Below are 18,871 nucleotides of genomic sequence, written 5' to 3'. Positions count from 1 at the left end.
TAAAACCAAAATCAAGAATGCAATTCAAACATCCTGAAATTTTATACTTTCTTTTTTTATTGATTGTACCTGTTTTGGTTCATTTATTTCAGTTTCGTCGGTTTAAAAAAGAATATTTTACCAATGTTCAGTTCTTACAATCGATTTCTATCCAAACCCGAAAAAGTTCCCAATTAAAAAAGTGGTTACTTCTTTGTACCCGTTTATTATTACTAACATTTATCATTTTAGCATTCGCTCAGCCTTTTTTTAAAGCCAAAGACAGTAAAAACAGTCTGAACGAAATGTATATTATTCTGGATAATTCCTTTAGTATGCAAGCCAAAGGAAAACAAGGCGAATTGCTAAAAAGAGCGGTACAGGAATTACTGGAAAACACACCTGAAAACACTAATTTTTCGTTACTAACCAATACCGAAAGTTATTGGAATACCGATATTAAATCAATTAGAAATACGTTACAAAATTTAAAATACAGCGCTGTTCCTTTTGAACTAAATCATTTATTAAGCAAAATAAATGCACATCAAACCAATGCTAAAAAAGATGTTATTATCATTACTGATGCTATTGGGATAAACCAAAAACAGCTTCAAAATATTGACAAGAATAATAGCAGCTATTTTATTATTCCCAAAGCAGAACAAAAAAATAATATTTCAATTGATAGTGTTTTTATCAATGAAACCACCAATGATTTTTATGACGTTAATGTAAAATTATCTGGTTTTGGCACTGATATAAAACCTGTTTCGGTAGCGATTTACAATCAAAATAAACTAATTGCAAAAACAGTTTCTAATATAGAAACTTCTAAAAAAACATTACAATTCAGCATTCCAAAACAAGAATTTCACGGTTATGTAACGATTTCTGATAATGGATTGACTTATGACAACAACTATTATTTTAGCATAGCCAAAGAAAAAAAGACCACAGTTATTAGTATTGGCGAAGCTACAAAAAATCAATTTCTAAGCCGAATTTACACTAATGATGAGTTTATTTACACTAATTCAGAAATTGCTTCCTTAGACTACAACAGCCTCGAAAAACAAGATGTTATTATCCTGAACGAATTAGACGAAATTCCGCAAGCTTTACAAATTACGTTAAAATCTTTTGTTCAAAAAGGCGGCAATCTAATTGTGATTCCTTCAGCAAAAAGTACAATTACAGCCTTAAATACTTTTTTAGGAAATTTTGGTAACATTCAATTCAAATCATTAGAAAACGTCGAAAAGTTAATTACTAAAATCAACTTCGATCATCCTTTATTTTCAGGTGTTTTTGAAAATAAGATTTCTAATTTTCAATATCCTTCTACTAAAACTTCTTTTGCTATTGCTAATGCAAATCCAGCAGCTTTAATTTATGATGACCAAACTGCTTTTTTAAGCATTTTACAAACTCAAAATGGCGCTGTTGCTGTTTTTTCGGCACCAATTAATAATCAAAATTCTAATTTTCAACAATCCCCATTAATTGTTCCTACATTTTATAAAATGGCTTTATTTAATAAAAACAACGGAATAAATGCACTTATTATTGGAAACCAAAATCCATTTTTTGTTGAAGCTTCCTTAGCAAAAGACGCTATTTTAGAAGTAAAAAACAGTATCGAACAATTTATTCCTATTCAGCAAATTATGAATTCAAAAGTTAAAATGACTTTTAATGATTTACCATTGGAAGCCGGAAATTTTGAAATTTTGAATCAAAAAAAATGGGTAGAAAATATTAGTTTTAACTACAATCGAACAGAAAGTAATTTGAATTCTCCTGATAAAACTATTTTATCTGATTACAATACAGCCGAATCTATAGAAAGCGTTTTTCATAGCTTACAAACCAACCGAATGGATAATCAACTTTGGAAATGGTTTGTTATCTTTGCACTGCTCTTTCTGGTATGCGAAATGGCAATTATAAAATTCCTGAAATAAAATATTCTCTATATATGAAACTAATTATCCGAAACGCCAAAATTATCGACCCTCAAAGTTCTTTTAATAATCAAACGGTAGATATTTTAATTGTAGATGGATTAATTGAAAAAATTGGAACTGATTTAGCTAATACTAACGATGCCGAAGAATTAAAATTAGATAATCTTCATGTTTCCCAAGGCTGGTTTGACAGTAGCGTTTCTCTTGGCGAACCTGGTTTTGAAGACCGCGAAACTATTGCAAATGGATTAAATGTTGCTGCAAAAAGTGGTTTTACCGGAATTGCTTTGCAGCCTAATTCTTTACCTGTAATCGATAATCAGTCGCAAATTAATTTTGTAAAAACTAAAGCTTTAAATCATGCTACAACACTTTATCCTATTGGTTCATTAACTAAAAATGCCGAAGGAAAAGATATGGCTGAATTATACGATATGCAACAAGCCGGAGCGATTGCTTTTGGTGATTACAATAAAAGTTTCGAAAATGCCAATTTGCTAAAAATTGCCCTGCAATACACTCAGGATTTTAACGGATTAGTGATTGCTTATTCTCAGGATTCCAATATTAAAGGACATGGAGTTGTCAACGAAGGAATTGTTTCTACACGTTTAGGACTGAAAGGAATTCCTAATCTTGCTGAAGAATTACAAGTAGCCCGCAATTTATTTTTACTCGAATATACAGGCGGAAAATTACATATTCCGACAATTTCTACAGCAAAATCAGTTGCTTTAATAAAAGAAGCTAAAGCCAAAGGATTAAACGTAAGCTGTAGTGTAACAGTTCATCATTTAACGATGACTGATGAAAAACTGGATAATTTTGACACTCGTTACAAAGTTACTCCGCCACTAAGAACAGAGGAAGACAGACAAGCTTTACTAGCCGGAATTCTGGACAACACTATCGATATGATAACTTCTGACCATAATCCTATTGATATTGAACACAAGAAAATGGAATTTGATATGGCTAAAAATGGTACTATTGGTTTAGAAAGCGCTTTTAAATCTTTAACTAAAGTACTACCATTAGAAAAAGTAATCGAAAAATTAACTGCTGGTAAAACAGTATTTGGAATCGAAAACACTCCAATAAAAGAAGGAATAAAAGCGAATATTAGCTTATTTAATCCTGAAGGTGAAGATACTTTTACCAAGGAAGCTATTTTATCCAAATCAAAAAACGCTGCTTTTTTAGGAATGGAAACCAAAGGAAAAGCCTATGGAATTGTAAACCAAAGTCAATTAATTTTAAGCTAATAGAACACTATGAATCCAGATAAAGAAAGTAAAAACATAGCTATTATTAGTTATTTTACCATTATAGGAGCAGTAATAGCTCTTTTTATGAACAATGATAAGAAATACCCTTTTGCTTCATTCCATATCCGTCAAACATTAGGTATCTTTTTATCGTTCTTTTTAATTGGATATTTTATCGGATATTTTGATAGCTGGACTATTTCTTCGGCTTTTTACATCTTTTATTTTATCCTTTGGATATACGGATTTCTGGGAGCTTTACAAGGACAAATGAAACCTATTCCTCTTTTAGGAGAACAATTTCAAAAAATATTTAAAAACGTTTAATTTAAAAAATGAATTTATCTCTCGAATTTCTCATTAGAGAACCAAAAATAAAATTAGACAAGAATCCTTTATTACTTTTATTACACGGTTACGGAAGCAACGAAGCCGATTTATTCTCCTTTGCGTCTGAATTACCTGAAGAATATTATGTAATATCAGCACGCGCTCCTTATGACTTACAATACGGAAGCTATGCCTGGTATGCTATTAATTTTGACGCCAACGAAAATAAATTTTCTGACCACGAGCAAGCCAAATTATCTCGCGATTTAATTGCAAAATTTATCGAAGAATTGATTGCCAATTATCCAATTGATAAAAACAATGTAAGTCTTTTAGGTTTTAGCCAAGGCGCTATTTTGAGTTATGCTATTGCACTTTCGCATCCTGAAAAAGTTCAAAAAGTAATTGCTTTAAGCGGTTATGTTAGCGAACCTATATTTGAAGAAAATTATAAGAATAATGATTTTTCAAATCTAAAAGTATTTGCAGCTCATGGAACAGTAGATCAGGTAATCCCAATAGAATGGGCTCGAAAAACCAAGCCTTTTTTAAATAGTCTATCTGTAGAATCCGTTTACAATGAATATCCTATTGGTCACGGAGTTTCCCCACAAGAGTTTAGTGATTTTAAAAACTGGCTGATACAACATTAATTTTTTCGAAAACAACATTATTATACTAAAAATCCCGTCTTGTTCTAAAACGAGACGGGATTTTCTATTTTTTATGACACTTATTTTCTAATGACAATTTTTATCTAAGTGTTTTCTTTTTCTGTTTGTATCAGTTGTATTTCCACTACAATCAGGAATTGATTCAAAAGGTGTAAGAACACCATTTATGGTTATTTCTGATCTTGTAGTAAATCCATCCCCATCATCATCAATATCTAAATAATCAGGAATTCCATCCCCATCAGTATCATCTGTAACTCTTAGATAATTATCTCCATCAATATCTTCAAGATAATCTGGAATACCATCATTATCATGATCAAATCGTTTTAGTTCATATAATTTAATATTAAATAATATCGGGGTATATGCCGGGATAGCACCACTACCTGAGTAATAAGCTAAACCTGATGGTAAAAACATTACTCCAGCTCCGAAATCAGTATAAACTAAAGTTCCGTCTCCTAAACCTGATTCATCGTATTTTCCTGTTCTAAATTCAGGAAAAACTTCAGCCCAACCTCTAATAACCGGGATTCCTGGTGATTGTGTTATACCATCTAAATTATATAATCCTTGAGGATTAGTAGATTGATCAAAAACAGTACCATCGAATAACATTCCTTTATATGCAGCAAATACTCCATCGGTATTAGTTGGTCTTTGTCCAATTCCCTCCCTTAAAACCAAATAATAAACTTCATATGTAATATCGTGTAGCGAAACAGTCTTTTTTAATAGTTTTGGAAAAATAGGCCTATTTAAAAGTGACATTATAGATACCTGAGTTCCTCCTTCAGGAATTTTAGTCAACTTAACATCCTGATCTCTTATTTCTCCAGGCGCATTAACTATCTCTTCAATATAATGAGTATTTAAATATTTTTCAATACTATCGTTATCTGCTTTAAATTGTTCTCCATAATCTCTAAGAGGTACTTGCTCAATAGAGTTATCGTCTTTCGAACATGAAAATAAAAAGACACTTGCAATTATTAAAATAAAATAATACTTAAATTTGTTCATTATAGCTGAATTTTAAGTGCGCAAGATACAATATTGATTTATTTTTGTAAACTATTTAACTCCGATTTTATAAATTTTATGCGAATAGATAAATATTTATGGTGTGTTCGATATTACAAGACTCGTAATATGGTAACCGAAGCCTGTAAAAAAAATCATATCACGGTAAATGGCGTAGTTGCCAAACCATCCAAAGAAGTTTTTCCTACCGATAAAATTACTTTTAGAAAAGACCAAATTACTCAAATTATCACCGTTTTAGACATTCCCGAGAATCGTGTGGGTGCCAAATTAGTTGATATTTATAGAAGAAATGATACTCCGGCCGAAGTTTATCAGCATTTAGAATTACTAAAATTATCGAAAGAGCATTATCGAAAAAGCGGGACTGGACGACCAACTAAAAAAGACAGAAGAGACATTGATGATTATGGAAATGAAATCCACGAAGACGAAGAAGATGATTTAAATTCCAATTTTTAAAAAATTACAAATTCTAACTTTAGAAACATAGATTCAACTTTGATTTTTTATCCTGAAATTTTGGAATTTGGGATTTTCTTATTGGAATTTAAATTAGTTATATTAGCAAAAAAACAAACTTATGAGCAAAAATATCATTCTAACAGATCAGGAAATCAAACATAAAACAAAGCGTATTGCTTACCAAATCTACGAAACCTTTATAGACGAAGAAGAAGTAGTACTTGCCGGAATTGCTAGTAAAGGCTACGTATTTGCCGAAAAAATTGCTCAGGAACTAAAAACCATTTCTAATCTGAAAGTGATTTTGTGCGAAGTTAAAATGGATAAACAAAATCCTAAACTTAAAATAGAAACCTCTATTCCTGCCGAAGAGTATGCTAATAAAGGCTTAATCCTTATAGATGATGTTTTAAATTCAGGCACAACCTTAATTTATGCAGTGAAGCATTTTTTGGATGTGCCTTTGAAAAAATTCAAAACAGCCGTTTTAGTAGACCGTAATCATAAAAAATATCCTGTAAAAGCCGATTTCAAAGGAATTTCACTTTCTACATCTTTACTGGAACATGTAGGAGTAGAATTTGACGAAGACAATAGCTACGCCTGGTTAAGCTAAAATTTTCAGAATATCTTCTACAGTCTCTTCGATTGTTCTTTGATCTACAGCAACGCTATGCTGCGCCTGATTGTAATAAAAACTTCTTTCAAATAAATGGGTAGCAATAAACTCTTTCATCTCATCATCATTTTTGTTTGCGATAAGGGGTCTATTGCTCTTATTTAAAGACAATCTCTCTACAAGTGTATCTATTGATGCTTTTAAATAAATAGATAACACATTATCACCTTTTAATAATTCATGGTTATTGGCATAACAAGGAGTTCCTCCTCCTAATCCAATAATAATAGCTTCAGGAAAATTCAACAATTCTACGAAACATTCGTGTTCTAATTTTCTAAAATAGATTTCTCCTTTATCAGCAAATATGGTTTTGATGGTCATTTTTACCTTTTTTTCGATAAATTCATCCAAATCAATAAAAGGAATTTCAAGTTTTTTAGATAATTCTTTGGCAATAGTTGACTTTCCGCAACCCATATAACCTAACAGTACAATTTTCTTCATAGAATAAAACCCTATAAACTAAGGTGTTAAAATTTATTATTAAAAAAAGACAAATTTATAATAAAATAGCTTGGAAATAATAAAAAAAACGCCTTATATTTGCACCCGCAATCAGGGAACGATGCAAGACTCGATAGCTCAGTTGGTAGAGCACATCACTTTTAATGATGGGGTCCTGGGTTCGAGCCCCAGTCGGGTCACAAAGTGACTCACTTGAAAAAAACGTTCTCTGATGCAATGACTCGATAGCTCAGTTGGTAGAGCACATCACTTTTAATGATGGGGTCCTGGGTTCGAGCCCCAGTCGGGTCACAAAAGGTTAAGTAATTTTTACTTAACCTTTTTTATTTTTAGGCCACGTGGAGAAACGGTAGACTCGCCATCTTGAGGGGGTGGTGCTCGCAAGGGCGTGTGGGTTCAAATCCCACCGTGGTCACTCTTAAAAAAGTGTTAAATCCTTGTTATCAATACAAAACAAGGGTTTTTCATTTTCAAAATTCCGACATTATTTCGACATTCAAGATTATCATTGTTTTTAATAATAAAAAAAGCGAGTTTAAAACTCGCTTTTTTTATTATCTTCCAAAATCATCCTGAAGACGTACAATATCATCTTCGTCAGAAGGATTTTCAGGGTCGGTATGTTGCCAAATTTCAGCTATTATCCCCCAGGAATCTAATCCAATCAACCTATGGCGTTCGCCTTTATCCATTTGGATAAAAGTTCCCGGAGTTAGCTGTTGAATTTCCCCTTCTTCATCGGTAGTACTGGTTTTCACCCCCACAATTCCAGTCAGAATTTTCCAGATTTCTGCTCTGCGAAAATGATACTGCCAGGACAAACGTTTTTGAGGTGCAACCACTAAAATCTTAGGACTTAGTTTATTGGTAATTTTTATAGCATCCATTTTTAGATGCGGAAAGAACTTTGCCGCAAAAACAGCTGCCTGATCCTCATCAATTACAAAAAAACCTCCCCAGGGACGGGTTTCATCTTTATTAACAACTGTAAAATTTTCTTTTTTTAATGCTGTTTCAATCTGTTCGAAAATTACTTTTTTATCAATTACCTCAGCTGTATCGAAATTCATTCTTAGTATTTTAAAGTTTTTAAAAAATTACTCATTAGATGGTTTACCAATGGTAGCCAAAATTCCGCCATCTACATAAAGAATATGTCCGTTTACAAAATCACTTGCTTTAGAAGATAAAAAGATAGCCGCACCTTGTAAATCATCAGGGTCTCCCCAACGATTTGCAGGTGTTCTGCTAATAATAAATTCATTAAAAGGATGTCCATCGACTCTAATTGGAGCCGTTTGACTAGTTGCAAAATAACCCGGACCAATACCATTTATCTGAATATTAAATTTAGCCAATTCGGTAGCCATGTTTTTAGTAAGCATTTTCAAGCCTCCTTTTGCAGCAGCATAAGCACTTACAGAATCACGACCTAATTCGCTCATCATCGAACAGATATTAATGATTTTACCACCGCCACGCTCGATCATTCCTTTGGCAACATTTTTAGAAACAATGAAAGGACTTATCAAATCAACATTTATTACTGCAGCAAAATCTTTTACTTCCATTTCGATCATAGGAGTTCTTTTAATTATCCCTGCATTATTGATTAAGATATCAATTGCTCCTACTTCTACTTCAATTTTTTTGATTGCAGCAATTACAGCCGCTTCATCAGTCACATCAAATAGATAACCATATGCTTCTAATCCTTCTGACTTGTATTCGGCAATTGCTTTATCTAAGTTTTCCTGAGAAAGATCATTTACTACAATTTTAGCTCCTGCATAACCTAATCCTTTGGCCATTGCCATTCCTAATCCATGAACACCACCGGTAATAAGGGCTGTTTTCCCTGTTAAATCAAATAAATTCATTGTTTTTATATTATAGTTATTGTGTTAGTTTCTATTATTTCGTTGCTAAACTTTCTGATAATTCTTCTAAGGTTTTTCCTTTGGTTTCAGGCATCTTGAAGAAGACCCATAATAATTGCCAAACCATCATTAGACAAAAAATACTAAATACGGTTGTGGCTCCAATTTCTTTGAACAAAAACGGAATAAACGAAGGAATCAACGCTGCCAAAACCCAGTGAACCGAAGTTCCAAATGAAGTTCCTGCCGCTCTGAGTTTATTAGGAAATAATTCGGAAATGAAAACCCAAATTACCGATCCTTGCCCTACGGCATGAGAAGCAATAAATAAGAAGAAGAATACCGGTACAGCCATACCTTTCCACTCATTATAAAATGCGAGTGTTACTAAACCTAGTGACAACACATAACCAAAGGAGCCTAAATACATCAGGGTTTTTCTTCCGTATTTATCAATCAACGAAATTCCTATCAATGTAAAAATTAAGTTCACCACTCCAATTCCTATACTGCTGAAAAAAGAAGCCGATTTTTCTAAACCTGCCAATTCGAAAATACGGGGCGCATAATACAAAAAGGCATTTATTCCTGAAAACTGATTGAACAAGGCAATAAACAAGGCTAGCAACAGAGGTTTTCTGTATTTTTTCATAAAAATAGACTCATCCACAACTTCTTTTTGACTTTCATTTTCCATTGCCACAATTTCTACAGCAACTTCGTCATGGGTATTTACCTGTTTTAAGATAGCAATAGCACTTTCACGGTCTTTTAAATATTCGAAAACCCAACGCGGACTTTCCGGAATTCCAAAAACCAATAAACTATAAATCAATGCCGGTGCAGCCTGAACTCCCAGCATCCAACGCCAGGAATTTTCACCTATATCCTGTAATAAATAATTAGACAAAAAGGCAATCAGAATTCCAAAAACGATATTGAATTGGTACAATGCCACCAACTTTCCTCTGTCTTTTGCCGGAGCAATTTCGGAAACATAGGTTGGTGCTGCGATTGTTGAAGCTCCAATTCCCAAACCTCCTAAAAACCGGAAAACCGAGAAGATGATCGAATTAGTTGCAAATGCTGTTCCCACAGCCGAAAGGAAAAACAAAACCCCAATTAATAGTAAAGTTTTTTTTCTTCCCAAAGCATTCGTTGGAATAGCTCCAAAAATAGCACCGATAACCGTTCCCCACAAAGCCGATGACATGACTACTAATCCGTGATATAAATCAGAAGAGCCCCATAATTCCTGTAATTGTTTATCAGCTCCTGAAATTACCACAGTGTCAAAACCGAATAAAAAACCGGCTAATGCCACAACGATAGACCAGTACAGTATTTTTTTATTTTTCATTTTAATTTTAGTTTTTTGATTGGTTAATTTTTAATCTTTAATTGAATTTGTATGTCAACAAAGGCTGCTCCCCCTCTTTCATTTTTTTATATCTCAATAAAGCTTCTACATAATAATAGTCGGCATAAATGATGGAATGATCAATTTCAGAACCAGCAGGTTTGTGTCCTGTAGAATGTAATAAAAGTGCCGTATTTTTATTTTTACTTTGGTAATTATCTGAAAGCTCTTTCAACATTCCTTCTGCCTTATCCAAATATTCTTTAGCCAGCCCCTTGTCTTTTGTATAGGTTGACAATTCCAGAAGAGCCGAAGCTACTACTGCGGCAGCCGAAGCGTCCCTTAGTGTATTAGGAATTACAGGGTCGTTAAAATCCCAATACGGAATCAAATCTTTAGGCAAACGGTCTAAATAAACACGGGTCACTTTATGGGCAAAATCCAAAAACTTAGGGTCTTTAGTTTCTCTGTATACCATAGTGTAACCATAAATTGCCCAGGATTGTCCACGAGCCCACATACTGCTATCGCTATAGCCCTGATGAGTTACACCTTTTATTTTCTTACCAGTTTCCTTATCATACACTACTGCATGATACGAAGTATAATCGGGTCTGAAATGATTCTGCATCGTTACCGTAGCATGGCTTACTGCCATATCGTATAATTTTTTGTCCCCTCCGTTTTTAGAGGCCCAAAACAACAATTCCAGATTAATCATATTATCCATGATAGTATTGTGCTGCGGCCATTCCATATTAGGCACTTCACGAGGCCAGGATAATATAGTTCCTACTTTAGGATTAAATAGAGTAGCTAAAGTATCGGCAGTTTTAAGAATGATTTCTTTGTATTTAGGATTTTTAGTCAGTCGATAACCATTGCCATAACTGTTAAAAACCTGAAATCCTAAATCGTGGTCTAAAGCCGGAGTAACCGCCAATGGTTCTAAATAATTAGTAAATTTATCTGCTTCGGCTTCCCATTTTTGATCCCTGCTAAACTCATACAAATACCATAATTCACCCGGCCAAAAACCAGAAGTCCAGTCTTTGTAATCCACAAAACGCCATTGCTTGCTATCGGCTGGAATATTCCTCGGAATACTACTACCATCATTAGGAATTAATTTTAAAGCATTTGCTGATTGATTGACACTATAAGTTAACTGCGCATCTACATCAAAAGCTTTCTCTAATTTGGAACCACTAACAGTTCTCCCACAACTCAACAGCATCAATGAAGCTCCAATAACGCTGACTATTTTTTGTTTACAATTCATAAGTATCTCTATAAATCTTTATTTTGTTAAGTTCCAATAAATCACATACCGTTCTCTATGTATATTGTATATTGGTTCTAAAACAATATTTGTCTCATTAATTTTAAATTCAAGAGCATTTTCTTTTGTCTTTGAAATATTATCTCTCAGTTTTTTTGCAGAAAAATCTAAATCATTTGAAATACTAGTCGGAATACGATAATCATAAGTATAATAATCGTTATATAATTTGGAATTACTGTATGGAGCTGGATCGATCATTCCTTCTGCGCCCATTTTTCCGGCTAACACAACTGGTCCATAAGTCACGGCTGCTATTTTAGAATTATCTGCCATAGTCACCAATTTGATTGGCATTTCGAATGCGACTTCTATTTTGTCTCCATCTGCCCATTTTCTGTTTAGCACTATATAAGTACCGGGCTTAGCATTAACTTGCTGTTTCTTTCCATTAATTTTCACTTCTACTCCTGCAGTTGCCCAAGACGGATATCTTATACTTATTGGCATCGTTACAGGCTTGACAGTATTTAGGGTTAATTCTGTAGTACCTTCATTTGGAAAACGACTTTGTTGTTTTACAGTAAGCCCCTTTTCTTTCCAATTCAATTCGGAAGGAATAAACAAATTCACATACAATCCCTGATCATGGTAATAGATAAACTCTCCGTATTTTGCCTGATTCTCAAAGCCACTACCCACACAACACCAAAATGAATTTTCAGGCGTACTATACACTTTGTGAGCACCGGTTTTCATTGGCAGGAAATAGGCAACCATCCCAGTTTTAGGATCCTGCTGTCCAAGGATATGATTGTAGAGTGCTTTTTCATAATAATCCACATATTTTACTTTAGGATTGTAACTGTATAAATGGCGGGTCAATTTGAGCATATTGTACACATTACAGGATTCTCCTGTATAACCACTTAAATGTTCCGATAAATGATCTGGCTCAAAAAACTTTTCTTTATCACTATTGCTGCCAGTTACAAAACTGTGATGATCCACCACTGTATTCCAGAAAAACTCAGGAATCTCACGGTTTTTATTCCCTCCTTCTAATTCATAAGCACGGGAAATCCCTATTAGTTTTGGGATATAGGTATTAGCATGTTTTTTATTCAAATTATCCACTTTGCTCAAAAGCGGATCTAAAGCTTCTTCATGGTAAAAATATTCGGCAAGGAATTTATAATTGGTATTTCCGGTAATTTGATACAAAGCATAAAAAGAATCGTTCATCCCGCCAAACTCATTTCTGAGCATCTTTTTACGTTGCTCATCACTAAGTGGTTTTAATTTTTCATAAGCCCAATCAGCCATACCTTTAGAAATTTCCAAAGCCTCTTTGTTATCACAGTACAGATATTGGTCAATTAAACCCGAGAACAATTTGTGTTGGGTGTACCAGGGAGCCCAAACTTTTTGTCCCGCTATTGCTCTGTCAATCAAATTTTGCGGAAACGCACTTAAATAACCTTTTTGATTCAAAATCTTTTGCACCTCAACTAAACCGTTCACTAAGCTATCGGATTTCACTTTATACTTACTTTCTCCGGTAGAAGCATATAGTAGAGCCAACCCCGAAAGTATATGCCCCGTACTATGTCCTCTAAGCTCACAATCCAGCGACTCCCAGCCTCCTAATTTATCCACAGCAAAATAACCTCCTTCATTACCACTATACGCTCCTGCATTAGTTCTAAAACTATGCAGTAAACGACTGGTACTGATATTCATAATCCATTTACTTTCACGCAGCATATTATCCTTAAAAGGACTATCCAGCAATTTCACATCCTGAAGATTAAACGCTAAAACTTTAGCATTTTTAGTATCATCCAATTTTAATTTGCCGTTATGTTGTCCCGGATAATGGGATTGTGCATTCATACTTATCGAAAGCCCCAACGCAAACACTAAATATTTAATCATTATATATTATTTAATTATTCTTTTTACTTTCTAAAATGTGCTGTTTTAATGTTTTATTTATTCACTAATTCGCTGCTATTTTTAAAACTGAAAAACTCATTCCTTGTAATATCCAATGTTAGCCAGAATAAAGTTTATAAGAGATAAATTATAATCCATTCAATATAAATTATGATTCTTATTGATAGTAAAACAGTGAAAACAAGAGCTAATCTGTAAGTATTTTTAAAAAGAGTAAAATATTAAACGCAAAAAAGGCTATCCTTTTCGGACAGCCTTTTCAAAAACTAAACATTTATCTTTCTAAAATTTTACAACTATTTTTTTTCCATTATAGGAAATAAGCTTTCCAGATTTTGGTGAAGAATCTGCTATTACATCGTTACGATTAGCAATAGCAATTTTAAATTTTCTGGATTTAAGCATGCTTGGAAAACGACCTTCTCTGTCTTCGATAGTAAGCTTTTTTTCTTTATCATTCCATTTGAATGTAATGGTTGAATAGATTCCTTTTTCATAATTATAGTTGTCATTTTCATCTTCATACAATAGAAATTCACCATCAGCTCCCGGATAAATACGAATTTCGAGATTATCCCATTTTTTTTCTGTTGAAAATTGTACTTCTGGTCCAAATGGAATAATAGATCCCGCTTTTACGTAAAGAGGTACTTTGTCTATAGCAGTTTCGGTGGCCACACTTTGTCCTCCTTTATAATATTCATTTGTCCAGAAATTATACCAATCGCTTCCTTGAGGAAGATATACTTGCCAGTTTCTAGCTTTGTATTGTGTCACTGGTGCTACTAATAAAGAACGACCAAACAGGTATTCATTCCCTATTTCATGTGTTTTAGAATCATTTGCAAAATCCATGATTAAAGGTCGCATGAATGTTCCGTTATTATGGCTAACATCCCACGAAGTACTATAAATATAAGGTAATAATTTATATCGCAAATTAATCGCCTTTTCCTGAGCATCAAAACACCAGCTACCACGTTCTCCAAAGTTCCAAATCTCACGAGGTAAATCGGTTCCATGAGAACGCATCATAGGACAAAATGTACCAAATTGCATCCAACGAACATATAATTCCTGAAATTCAGGATTGTTATTTCCTCCGTCTTTTTTCCATCGTCCTGCAAAAAAACCTCCAATATCACTATTCCAATTAGGTATTCCCATCAAAGTATAGTTCAACGCAGCAGGAATTTGCTTCTCCAGCATTTCCCAAGAAGAAGCCACATCACCACTCCAGGTATTTGAGCCATATCGTTGCTGACCAATAAATCCTGATCTGGTAAGTATTACTACACGTTTATTATCATTTGTTAAACGCTGATTAGTAGCAATACCTTTGTTATGCATCATGCTAAACGCATTCTTTACACTACGATACGTTCCTAAATGAGTTGGAAGTAGAAAATCAGAATCTTTCTTATTAATGTGATCCGGTTCTGTTGAATCAAGCCACCATCCATCATTTCCTATGTAACTAAAAATTCCTTTGTTAAGATAACGCCAATAAATATCTAAGGCTTCTGGATTATAAACATCATAAGGTCTCGCACCGCTCTTTGGTGGCCAGGTATCAAATTTGATAATCATATTTTTGCTATCAAATTCTTTACGTTGTTCTGTTTTAGGACCAAATCCAGGCCAGGTAACTATTAACAATTTTGCATTTAATTTATGAATTTCGTCTGCCCATTTTTTAGGATTTGGAAAACGTTCTTTATCAAAACTTTGTGAGTTCCATAAACTATCTGTTTTATGAAACTCTGGCCAGTAACGCCAATCCTGAATTATCACATCAAGAGGAACTTTTAATGCTCTATATTTTTTTAAAACATCCAGACTTTCATCCTGAGTAGTATAACGCTCTTTGCTTTGAAAAAATCCATAAGCCCATAAAGGAAGCATAGGAGCTTTACCCGTTAAATCCCGAACCTGGGCAATAACTCCATCCGCATTTTTACCATACATAAAATAATAATCAGAACAATGCCCTATACCTTGAAAAGAAAGTTCTTGAGGATTATCGTTGAAATCTGAAATCGAATAATTATCCCAAAAAACACCATATCCTTTTACCGACATAAAATAAGGCGAATAAGTTGACATATTTTCATTTTGCATATGATGTGACGAATTGCGTCTGTTGAACTTGTTATCCATAATTTGCCCAACACCATATACAGGCTCCTCTTTATCCAGTAAAAAACCTGCTCTAATGGTATAAGAAGGCATTCCTGCATCATCTAAAGCAGAGAATTGTGTACCATAATCTTTATCTTTTAGCAACAATTTACCAGAGTTATCATAAAAAGAAATTCCACCTGTTACGGGATTAACATCAACTTGTATGGAGTTACTTTTTAAAACCGTAGTATTGCCTTTTTGTTCAAAACTGACTGTTGTGTTTTCGGGAAGTTTTACAACTGATAAGCTTTTTTTATTATAAGAAACACCTTGAGGTGTTTTATACACCCTTACAATATTATTCGAATAAAATTCGATTTTAACATCTAAATTCTGAGCCGAAAATTGCACTCCCTGTTTAGTTTGCTCTATACTTTGAGCAGTCATTCTTGTAGCAATCAAAGTGGTTATCATGCTTACTACAAAATAGATTTGTCTATAAAATTTCATGGTTGTTAATTAAATTTATAATTATACTTTTTTGTAGAAACAAAAGTATTTGCATAGTATAAAAAAGAACAACAATCAGGTTGAAATGAATAACAATCAGGTTGATTTTCTTGATTTTTCGGCGTATTCTGATGGACGACAACCATAGACTTCCTGAAAACATTTACTTAAATAACTAGAACTACTAAAACCTACTTTTTCAGTAATTTCTGCAATATTATATTCTCCTTCAAGAAGCAAAGCAGCCGCTTTTTGTAATCGAATATTTCGAATAAACAATGAAGGTGATTTATCTAATAGTGAAATTAATTTTCGATACAAACCTGTTCGGTCCATACAAAGATCTCTACTGAGTTGCTCAACGGAATAATCTGAAACTTCTAAGTTTTTTTCGACTAATTCTAATGCCCGGGTTAAAAAAGCATTATCTGCTTTGTTTTCATTATTACTATTTGTTGAAAATGTAGAGTTTAAATTTGTTTGAGTAAGATAACTTTCTTTTTCGGACTGAAGAAAATCACATTGTTCTATTAGATTTTTAATTCGAATTAATAAAACTTCCTCTCTATGATTGCGTTCTAGTTTTTTTCGTGTATAATAAATATAACCAAAGACCGCTGCACCAATTAAAGATATTAGAAGAACAATAAACAAAATATAAGCTGTTGTAGTTTTCCACCAAGGGGCATTGATTGTAACAAACAAATTAGTGACTAAGCCGTTCCACTGCTTATTACTATTCGAAACCATTACTTTAAGTTTGTATTTTCCAGGAGGTAAATTAGTATATGAAATTTTAAGAATACCATCTGTATTTTCGTTTTCATTTTGTCCGCCAATAGAAGTTTCTCTCCAATGATTATCAATACCTTCTAATTGATAACGATAATACGTTTGAGAAGGATTTTGATAATTAAGAGCCGAAAATTCAAAAGACAAAAAATTTTGGTCATAAGAAAGTGCTATTTCCTTAGTATATGGAGCTGCTTCATGCAAAATAACACGATCATCATATGACTTAGCTAATTCGATTTTTTCTCCACGTAAAAAAAGATTGGTAAAAACAGCTTTGAATGGTAATTTATTAGTGTTTTTACTTTTTGCAGTAAGTATATTAAACCCATTAATACCTCCAAAATAAAGCGTGCCATCTGAGGCCTCAAATACTGCTCCATCTGAATATTCACCCTCTAATGTTCCTACGTCTGAAGTAAATTTTGTAAAGTGAATCTTTTCATTAATAGTATCTACCTCTAATTTCGTAATTCCATAACTACTCGTTACCCAAATATTATGATTTCGATCTTCTAAAATGGCATGTATAAAATTATTCGACAAGCCATCCTTAGTATAAAAAATACTCTCTTTTTGTTTTTTAGGATCAAAAAGTTTTAATCCGTCTTGCGTTCCTGTCCATATCCAACCTCTATTATCAGTAAGCGAGATTTTCTGATTTTTATTAATTGTATTTATCTTTTCTAGTAATTCTTTTGGTACTAAAGAAGCTTCAATTACTTTCAATATCTTATCTCCTTTTGGAGAAAAATTATAACGGTATATAAACGATTGGGATTTCACATATACATTGCCAAGTTTATCCTCAGCAAATGCCTGAACAATAACATCTTTTTGAGTTGATTCAGAAAAATAAGAACGTCCTATATATGTAAATTTATAACGAGACGGATGATAATAAAGTAATCCCTGATTATAAGTTCCAAGCCATAAACCGTCTTGTTTATCATAAAAAATTGTACTTATCTCGGTATTTAAAATACTTCCATCCACTTTTTTTAAGGTAGGTAAATACGTTTTCTTACCCGTTTTACAATCAATTATCCAAATACCATTGGAACAACTAATATAAGCGGTATCATTTGGATTAATAACTAATGTATTAAGAGTATAATTGGTTTCAAGTATTTTTGTCCAAATGCGTTTTCGTATATCAAAAAAGAAAAAACCTCCTTTACTTCCATTTCGCAATTGATAAAAACCTTTATTTCCTTTTACAACTAAGGAGGTATTTTTAAAAAAGTCTTGCTCTTTTTTCGAATAAGCTGCTTTGCTATAAAGTTTATTTTTGTTTTTTAAATCATAACAGATAACTTCTCCTGAATTATAAAATAAATACAAGTTGTTGTTATGAGAAACTAAATCCTGTAAAACGCCATTATTGTTTGACAAATCTATAGTAATTGAAGCGTCTTCACTAATCAGTTTTCCTGAAATAAGCAGCCATAAATTTTGGTTCGAATCCATAAAAAGATCATCAACTTCTTTTTCAAATCCTTTTTTCTTAAAAAAAGTATCTAAATTTGGCACATATTTTTCGATTCGAAGATCAACACACATTAATTTATGGTGGTCTTTTATCCAAAGAATTGAGTTTTTAGCCTGATAGATTCGATAAAAACCATCGTAACCATTTAAAGGATAAACATCTTTAGGAGTTTGGTGAATGTATCTAAAATGTGCACCATCATAAATATTGATATTGCCACTTGTTTTAAAAACCATTCTGCCATCAGGAAGCTGCAAGATATAACGTACTTGATTATCACTCAATCCTTGCAAAACATTAATTGGAGAAAAAGCAAAGTCATTAGACTGCGCTCTAACTGAAGTTATTGAAAAAAATAAGATTATAATAAGCCTAATTATCCGGTTCATTTTTCGAGAATACTATATTCAAATAATTTAATATATCTGATGCATTATGTTAATTACAACTCCTTAAAAGTTGCAATATAAAAATGATTTATTGGAATTACAGAGTCTGATAGATCTTTTTTAAAAGCTGTCGCCAATTTGTATAATCCAAAGAAACATGCAAAACAGAATTAGTATCTATAAACAAAAAATCTTCAACTGAA

15 protein-coding genes and 3 tRNA genes are annotated in these 18,871 nt (G+C 32.9%); 9 read left to right on the top strand and 9 right to left on the bottom strand.

The features are described 5' to 3' along the window. Positions 1–17 precede the first annotated feature (17 nt). The 4 genes from FEM21_RS03940 to FEM21_RS03925 are packed head-to-tail and all read left to right on the top strand — an operon-like array spanning position 18 to position 4,200. The gene (locus FEM21_RS03940) at positions 18–1,946 is read left to right on the top strand and encodes a vWA domain-containing protein (protein ID WP_035658024.1); all 1,929 of its coding nucleotides are present in this window, start codon (positions 18–20) and stop codon (positions 1,944–1,946) included. Positions 1,947–1,960: 14 nt separating this feature from the next. Continuing rightward, positions 1,961–3,214, top strand: a complete 1,254-nt coding sequence (locus FEM21_RS03935; protein WP_035658158.1) for a dihydroorotase — start codon at positions 1,961–1,963, stop codon at positions 3,212–3,214. 9 nt (positions 3,215–3,223) lie between these two features. Continuing rightward, the gene (locus FEM21_RS03930) at positions 3,224–3,544 is read left to right on the top strand and encodes a DUF4870 domain-containing protein (protein ID WP_035658021.1); all 321 of its coding nucleotides are present in this window, start codon (positions 3,224–3,226) and stop codon (positions 3,542–3,544) included. Between the two features lie 8 nt (positions 3,545–3,552). Continuing rightward, complete coding sequence (locus FEM21_RS03925; RefSeq protein ID WP_035658019.1) at positions 3,553–4,200, top strand: alpha/beta hydrolase; 648 nt, start codon at positions 3,553–3,555, stop codon at positions 4,198–4,200. A gap of 87 nt (positions 4,201–4,287) precedes the next feature. Here FEM21_RS03925 and FEM21_RS03920 read toward each other — a convergent pair whose 3' ends face one another. Beyond that, positions 4,288–5,247 (bottom strand): FKBP-type peptidyl-prolyl cis-trans isomerase, encoded by a 960-nt coding sequence (locus FEM21_RS03920; RefSeq protein WP_035658017.1) that lies wholly within the window; start codon positions 5,245–5,247, stop codon positions 4,288–4,290. 78 nt (positions 5,248–5,325) lie between these two features. Here FEM21_RS03920 and FEM21_RS03915 point away from each other — a divergent pair, with 78 nt between their 5' ends. After that, on the top strand, positions 5,326–5,730 hold the full coding sequence (locus tag FEM21_RS03915; protein ID WP_035658015.1) for an RNA-binding S4 domain-containing protein: 405 nt from the start codon (positions 5,326–5,328) through the stop codon (positions 5,728–5,730). 121 nt (positions 5,731–5,851) lie between these two features. Continuing rightward, positions 5,852–6,349 (top strand): phosphoribosyltransferase family protein, encoded by a 498-nt coding sequence (locus tag FEM21_RS03910; protein WP_035658012.1) that lies wholly within the window; start codon positions 5,852–5,854, stop codon positions 6,347–6,349. Here FEM21_RS03910 and FEM21_RS03905 read toward each other — a convergent pair. Beyond that, positions 6,341–6,859 carry a shikimate kinase gene (locus tag FEM21_RS03905; protein WP_035658009.1) on the bottom strand — a complete coding sequence of 173 codons (519 nt, stop codon included), beginning with the start codon at positions 6,857–6,859 and terminating at the stop codon, positions 6,341–6,343. The genes FEM21_RS03910 and FEM21_RS03905 overlap by 9 nt on opposite strands. Positions 6,860–6,986: 127 nt before the next feature. On the opposite strand from FEM21_RS03905, the gene FEM21_RS03900 reads away from it, so the two are divergent. The 3 genes from FEM21_RS03900 to FEM21_RS03890 all read left to right on the top strand — a co-directional run bounded on the left by FEM21_RS03900 (position 6,987) and on the right by FEM21_RS03890 (position 7,295). Then, positions 6,987–7,059, top strand: a tRNA-Lys gene (locus FEM21_RS03900). Positions 7,060–7,098: 39 nt separating this feature from the next. Continuing rightward, positions 7,099–7,171 (top strand) — tRNA-Lys (locus FEM21_RS03895). Positions 7,172–7,212: 41 nt separating this feature from the next. Then, a tRNA-Leu gene (locus FEM21_RS03890) sits at positions 7,213–7,295 on the top strand. 139 nt (positions 7,296–7,434) lie between these two features. On the opposite strand, the gene FEM21_RS03885 is transcribed toward FEM21_RS03890, so the two are convergent. The 7 genes from FEM21_RS03885 to FEM21_RS03855 all read right to left on the bottom strand — a co-directional run bounded on the left by FEM21_RS03885 (position 7,435) and on the right by FEM21_RS03855 (position 18,668). Continuing rightward, a complete protein-coding gene (locus tag FEM21_RS03885; RefSeq protein WP_035658007.1) occupies positions 7,435–7,950 on the bottom strand; it encodes a cupin domain-containing protein in 516 nt (171 codons plus the stop codon). 27 nt (positions 7,951–7,977) lie between these two features. Beyond that, complete coding sequence (locus tag FEM21_RS03880; RefSeq protein WP_035658005.1) at positions 7,978–8,760, bottom strand: gluconate 5-dehydrogenase; 783 nt, start codon at positions 8,758–8,760, stop codon at positions 7,978–7,980. A 34-nt stretch (positions 8,761–8,794) separates the two neighbouring features. Then, positions 8,795–10,120 (bottom strand): sugar porter family MFS transporter, encoded by a 1,326-nt coding sequence (locus FEM21_RS03875; protein ID WP_035658003.1) that lies wholly within the window; start codon positions 10,118–10,120, stop codon positions 8,795–8,797. Positions 10,121–10,157: 37 nt separating this feature from the next. Next, entirely contained in the window at positions 10,158–11,402 is a 1,245-nt protein-coding gene (locus FEM21_RS03870; protein ID WP_035658002.1) for a glycoside hydrolase family 88 protein, read from the bottom strand. An 18-nt stretch (positions 11,403–11,420) separates the two neighbouring features. Further along, positions 11,421–13,340, bottom strand: a complete 1,920-nt coding sequence (locus FEM21_RS03865) for a glycoside hydrolase family 127 protein (protein ID WP_035657999.1) — start codon at positions 13,338–13,340, stop codon at positions 11,421–11,423. Between the two features lie 303 nt (positions 13,341–13,643). Further along, complete coding sequence (locus FEM21_RS03860; RefSeq protein WP_035657996.1) at positions 13,644–15,995, bottom strand: glycoside hydrolase family 31 protein; 2,352 nt, start codon at positions 15,993–15,995, stop codon at positions 13,644–13,646. A 96-nt stretch (positions 15,996–16,091) separates the two neighbouring features. Continuing rightward, positions 16,092–18,668, bottom strand: a complete 2,577-nt coding sequence (locus FEM21_RS03855) for a ligand-binding sensor domain-containing protein (RefSeq protein WP_035657994.1) — start codon at positions 18,666–18,668, stop codon at positions 16,092–16,094. Positions 18,669–18,871: the final 203 nt, after the last annotated feature.

The sequence above is a fragment of the Flavobacterium seoulense genome (assembly GCF_000695795.1).
GTDB classification, from domain to species: Bacteria; Bacteroidota; Bacteroidia; order Flavobacteriales; family Flavobacteriaceae; genus Flavobacterium; species Flavobacterium seoulense.
Note: the sequence above shows the minus strand (reverse complement) of the source record. Positions and strands in the feature narration are given on the sequence as shown.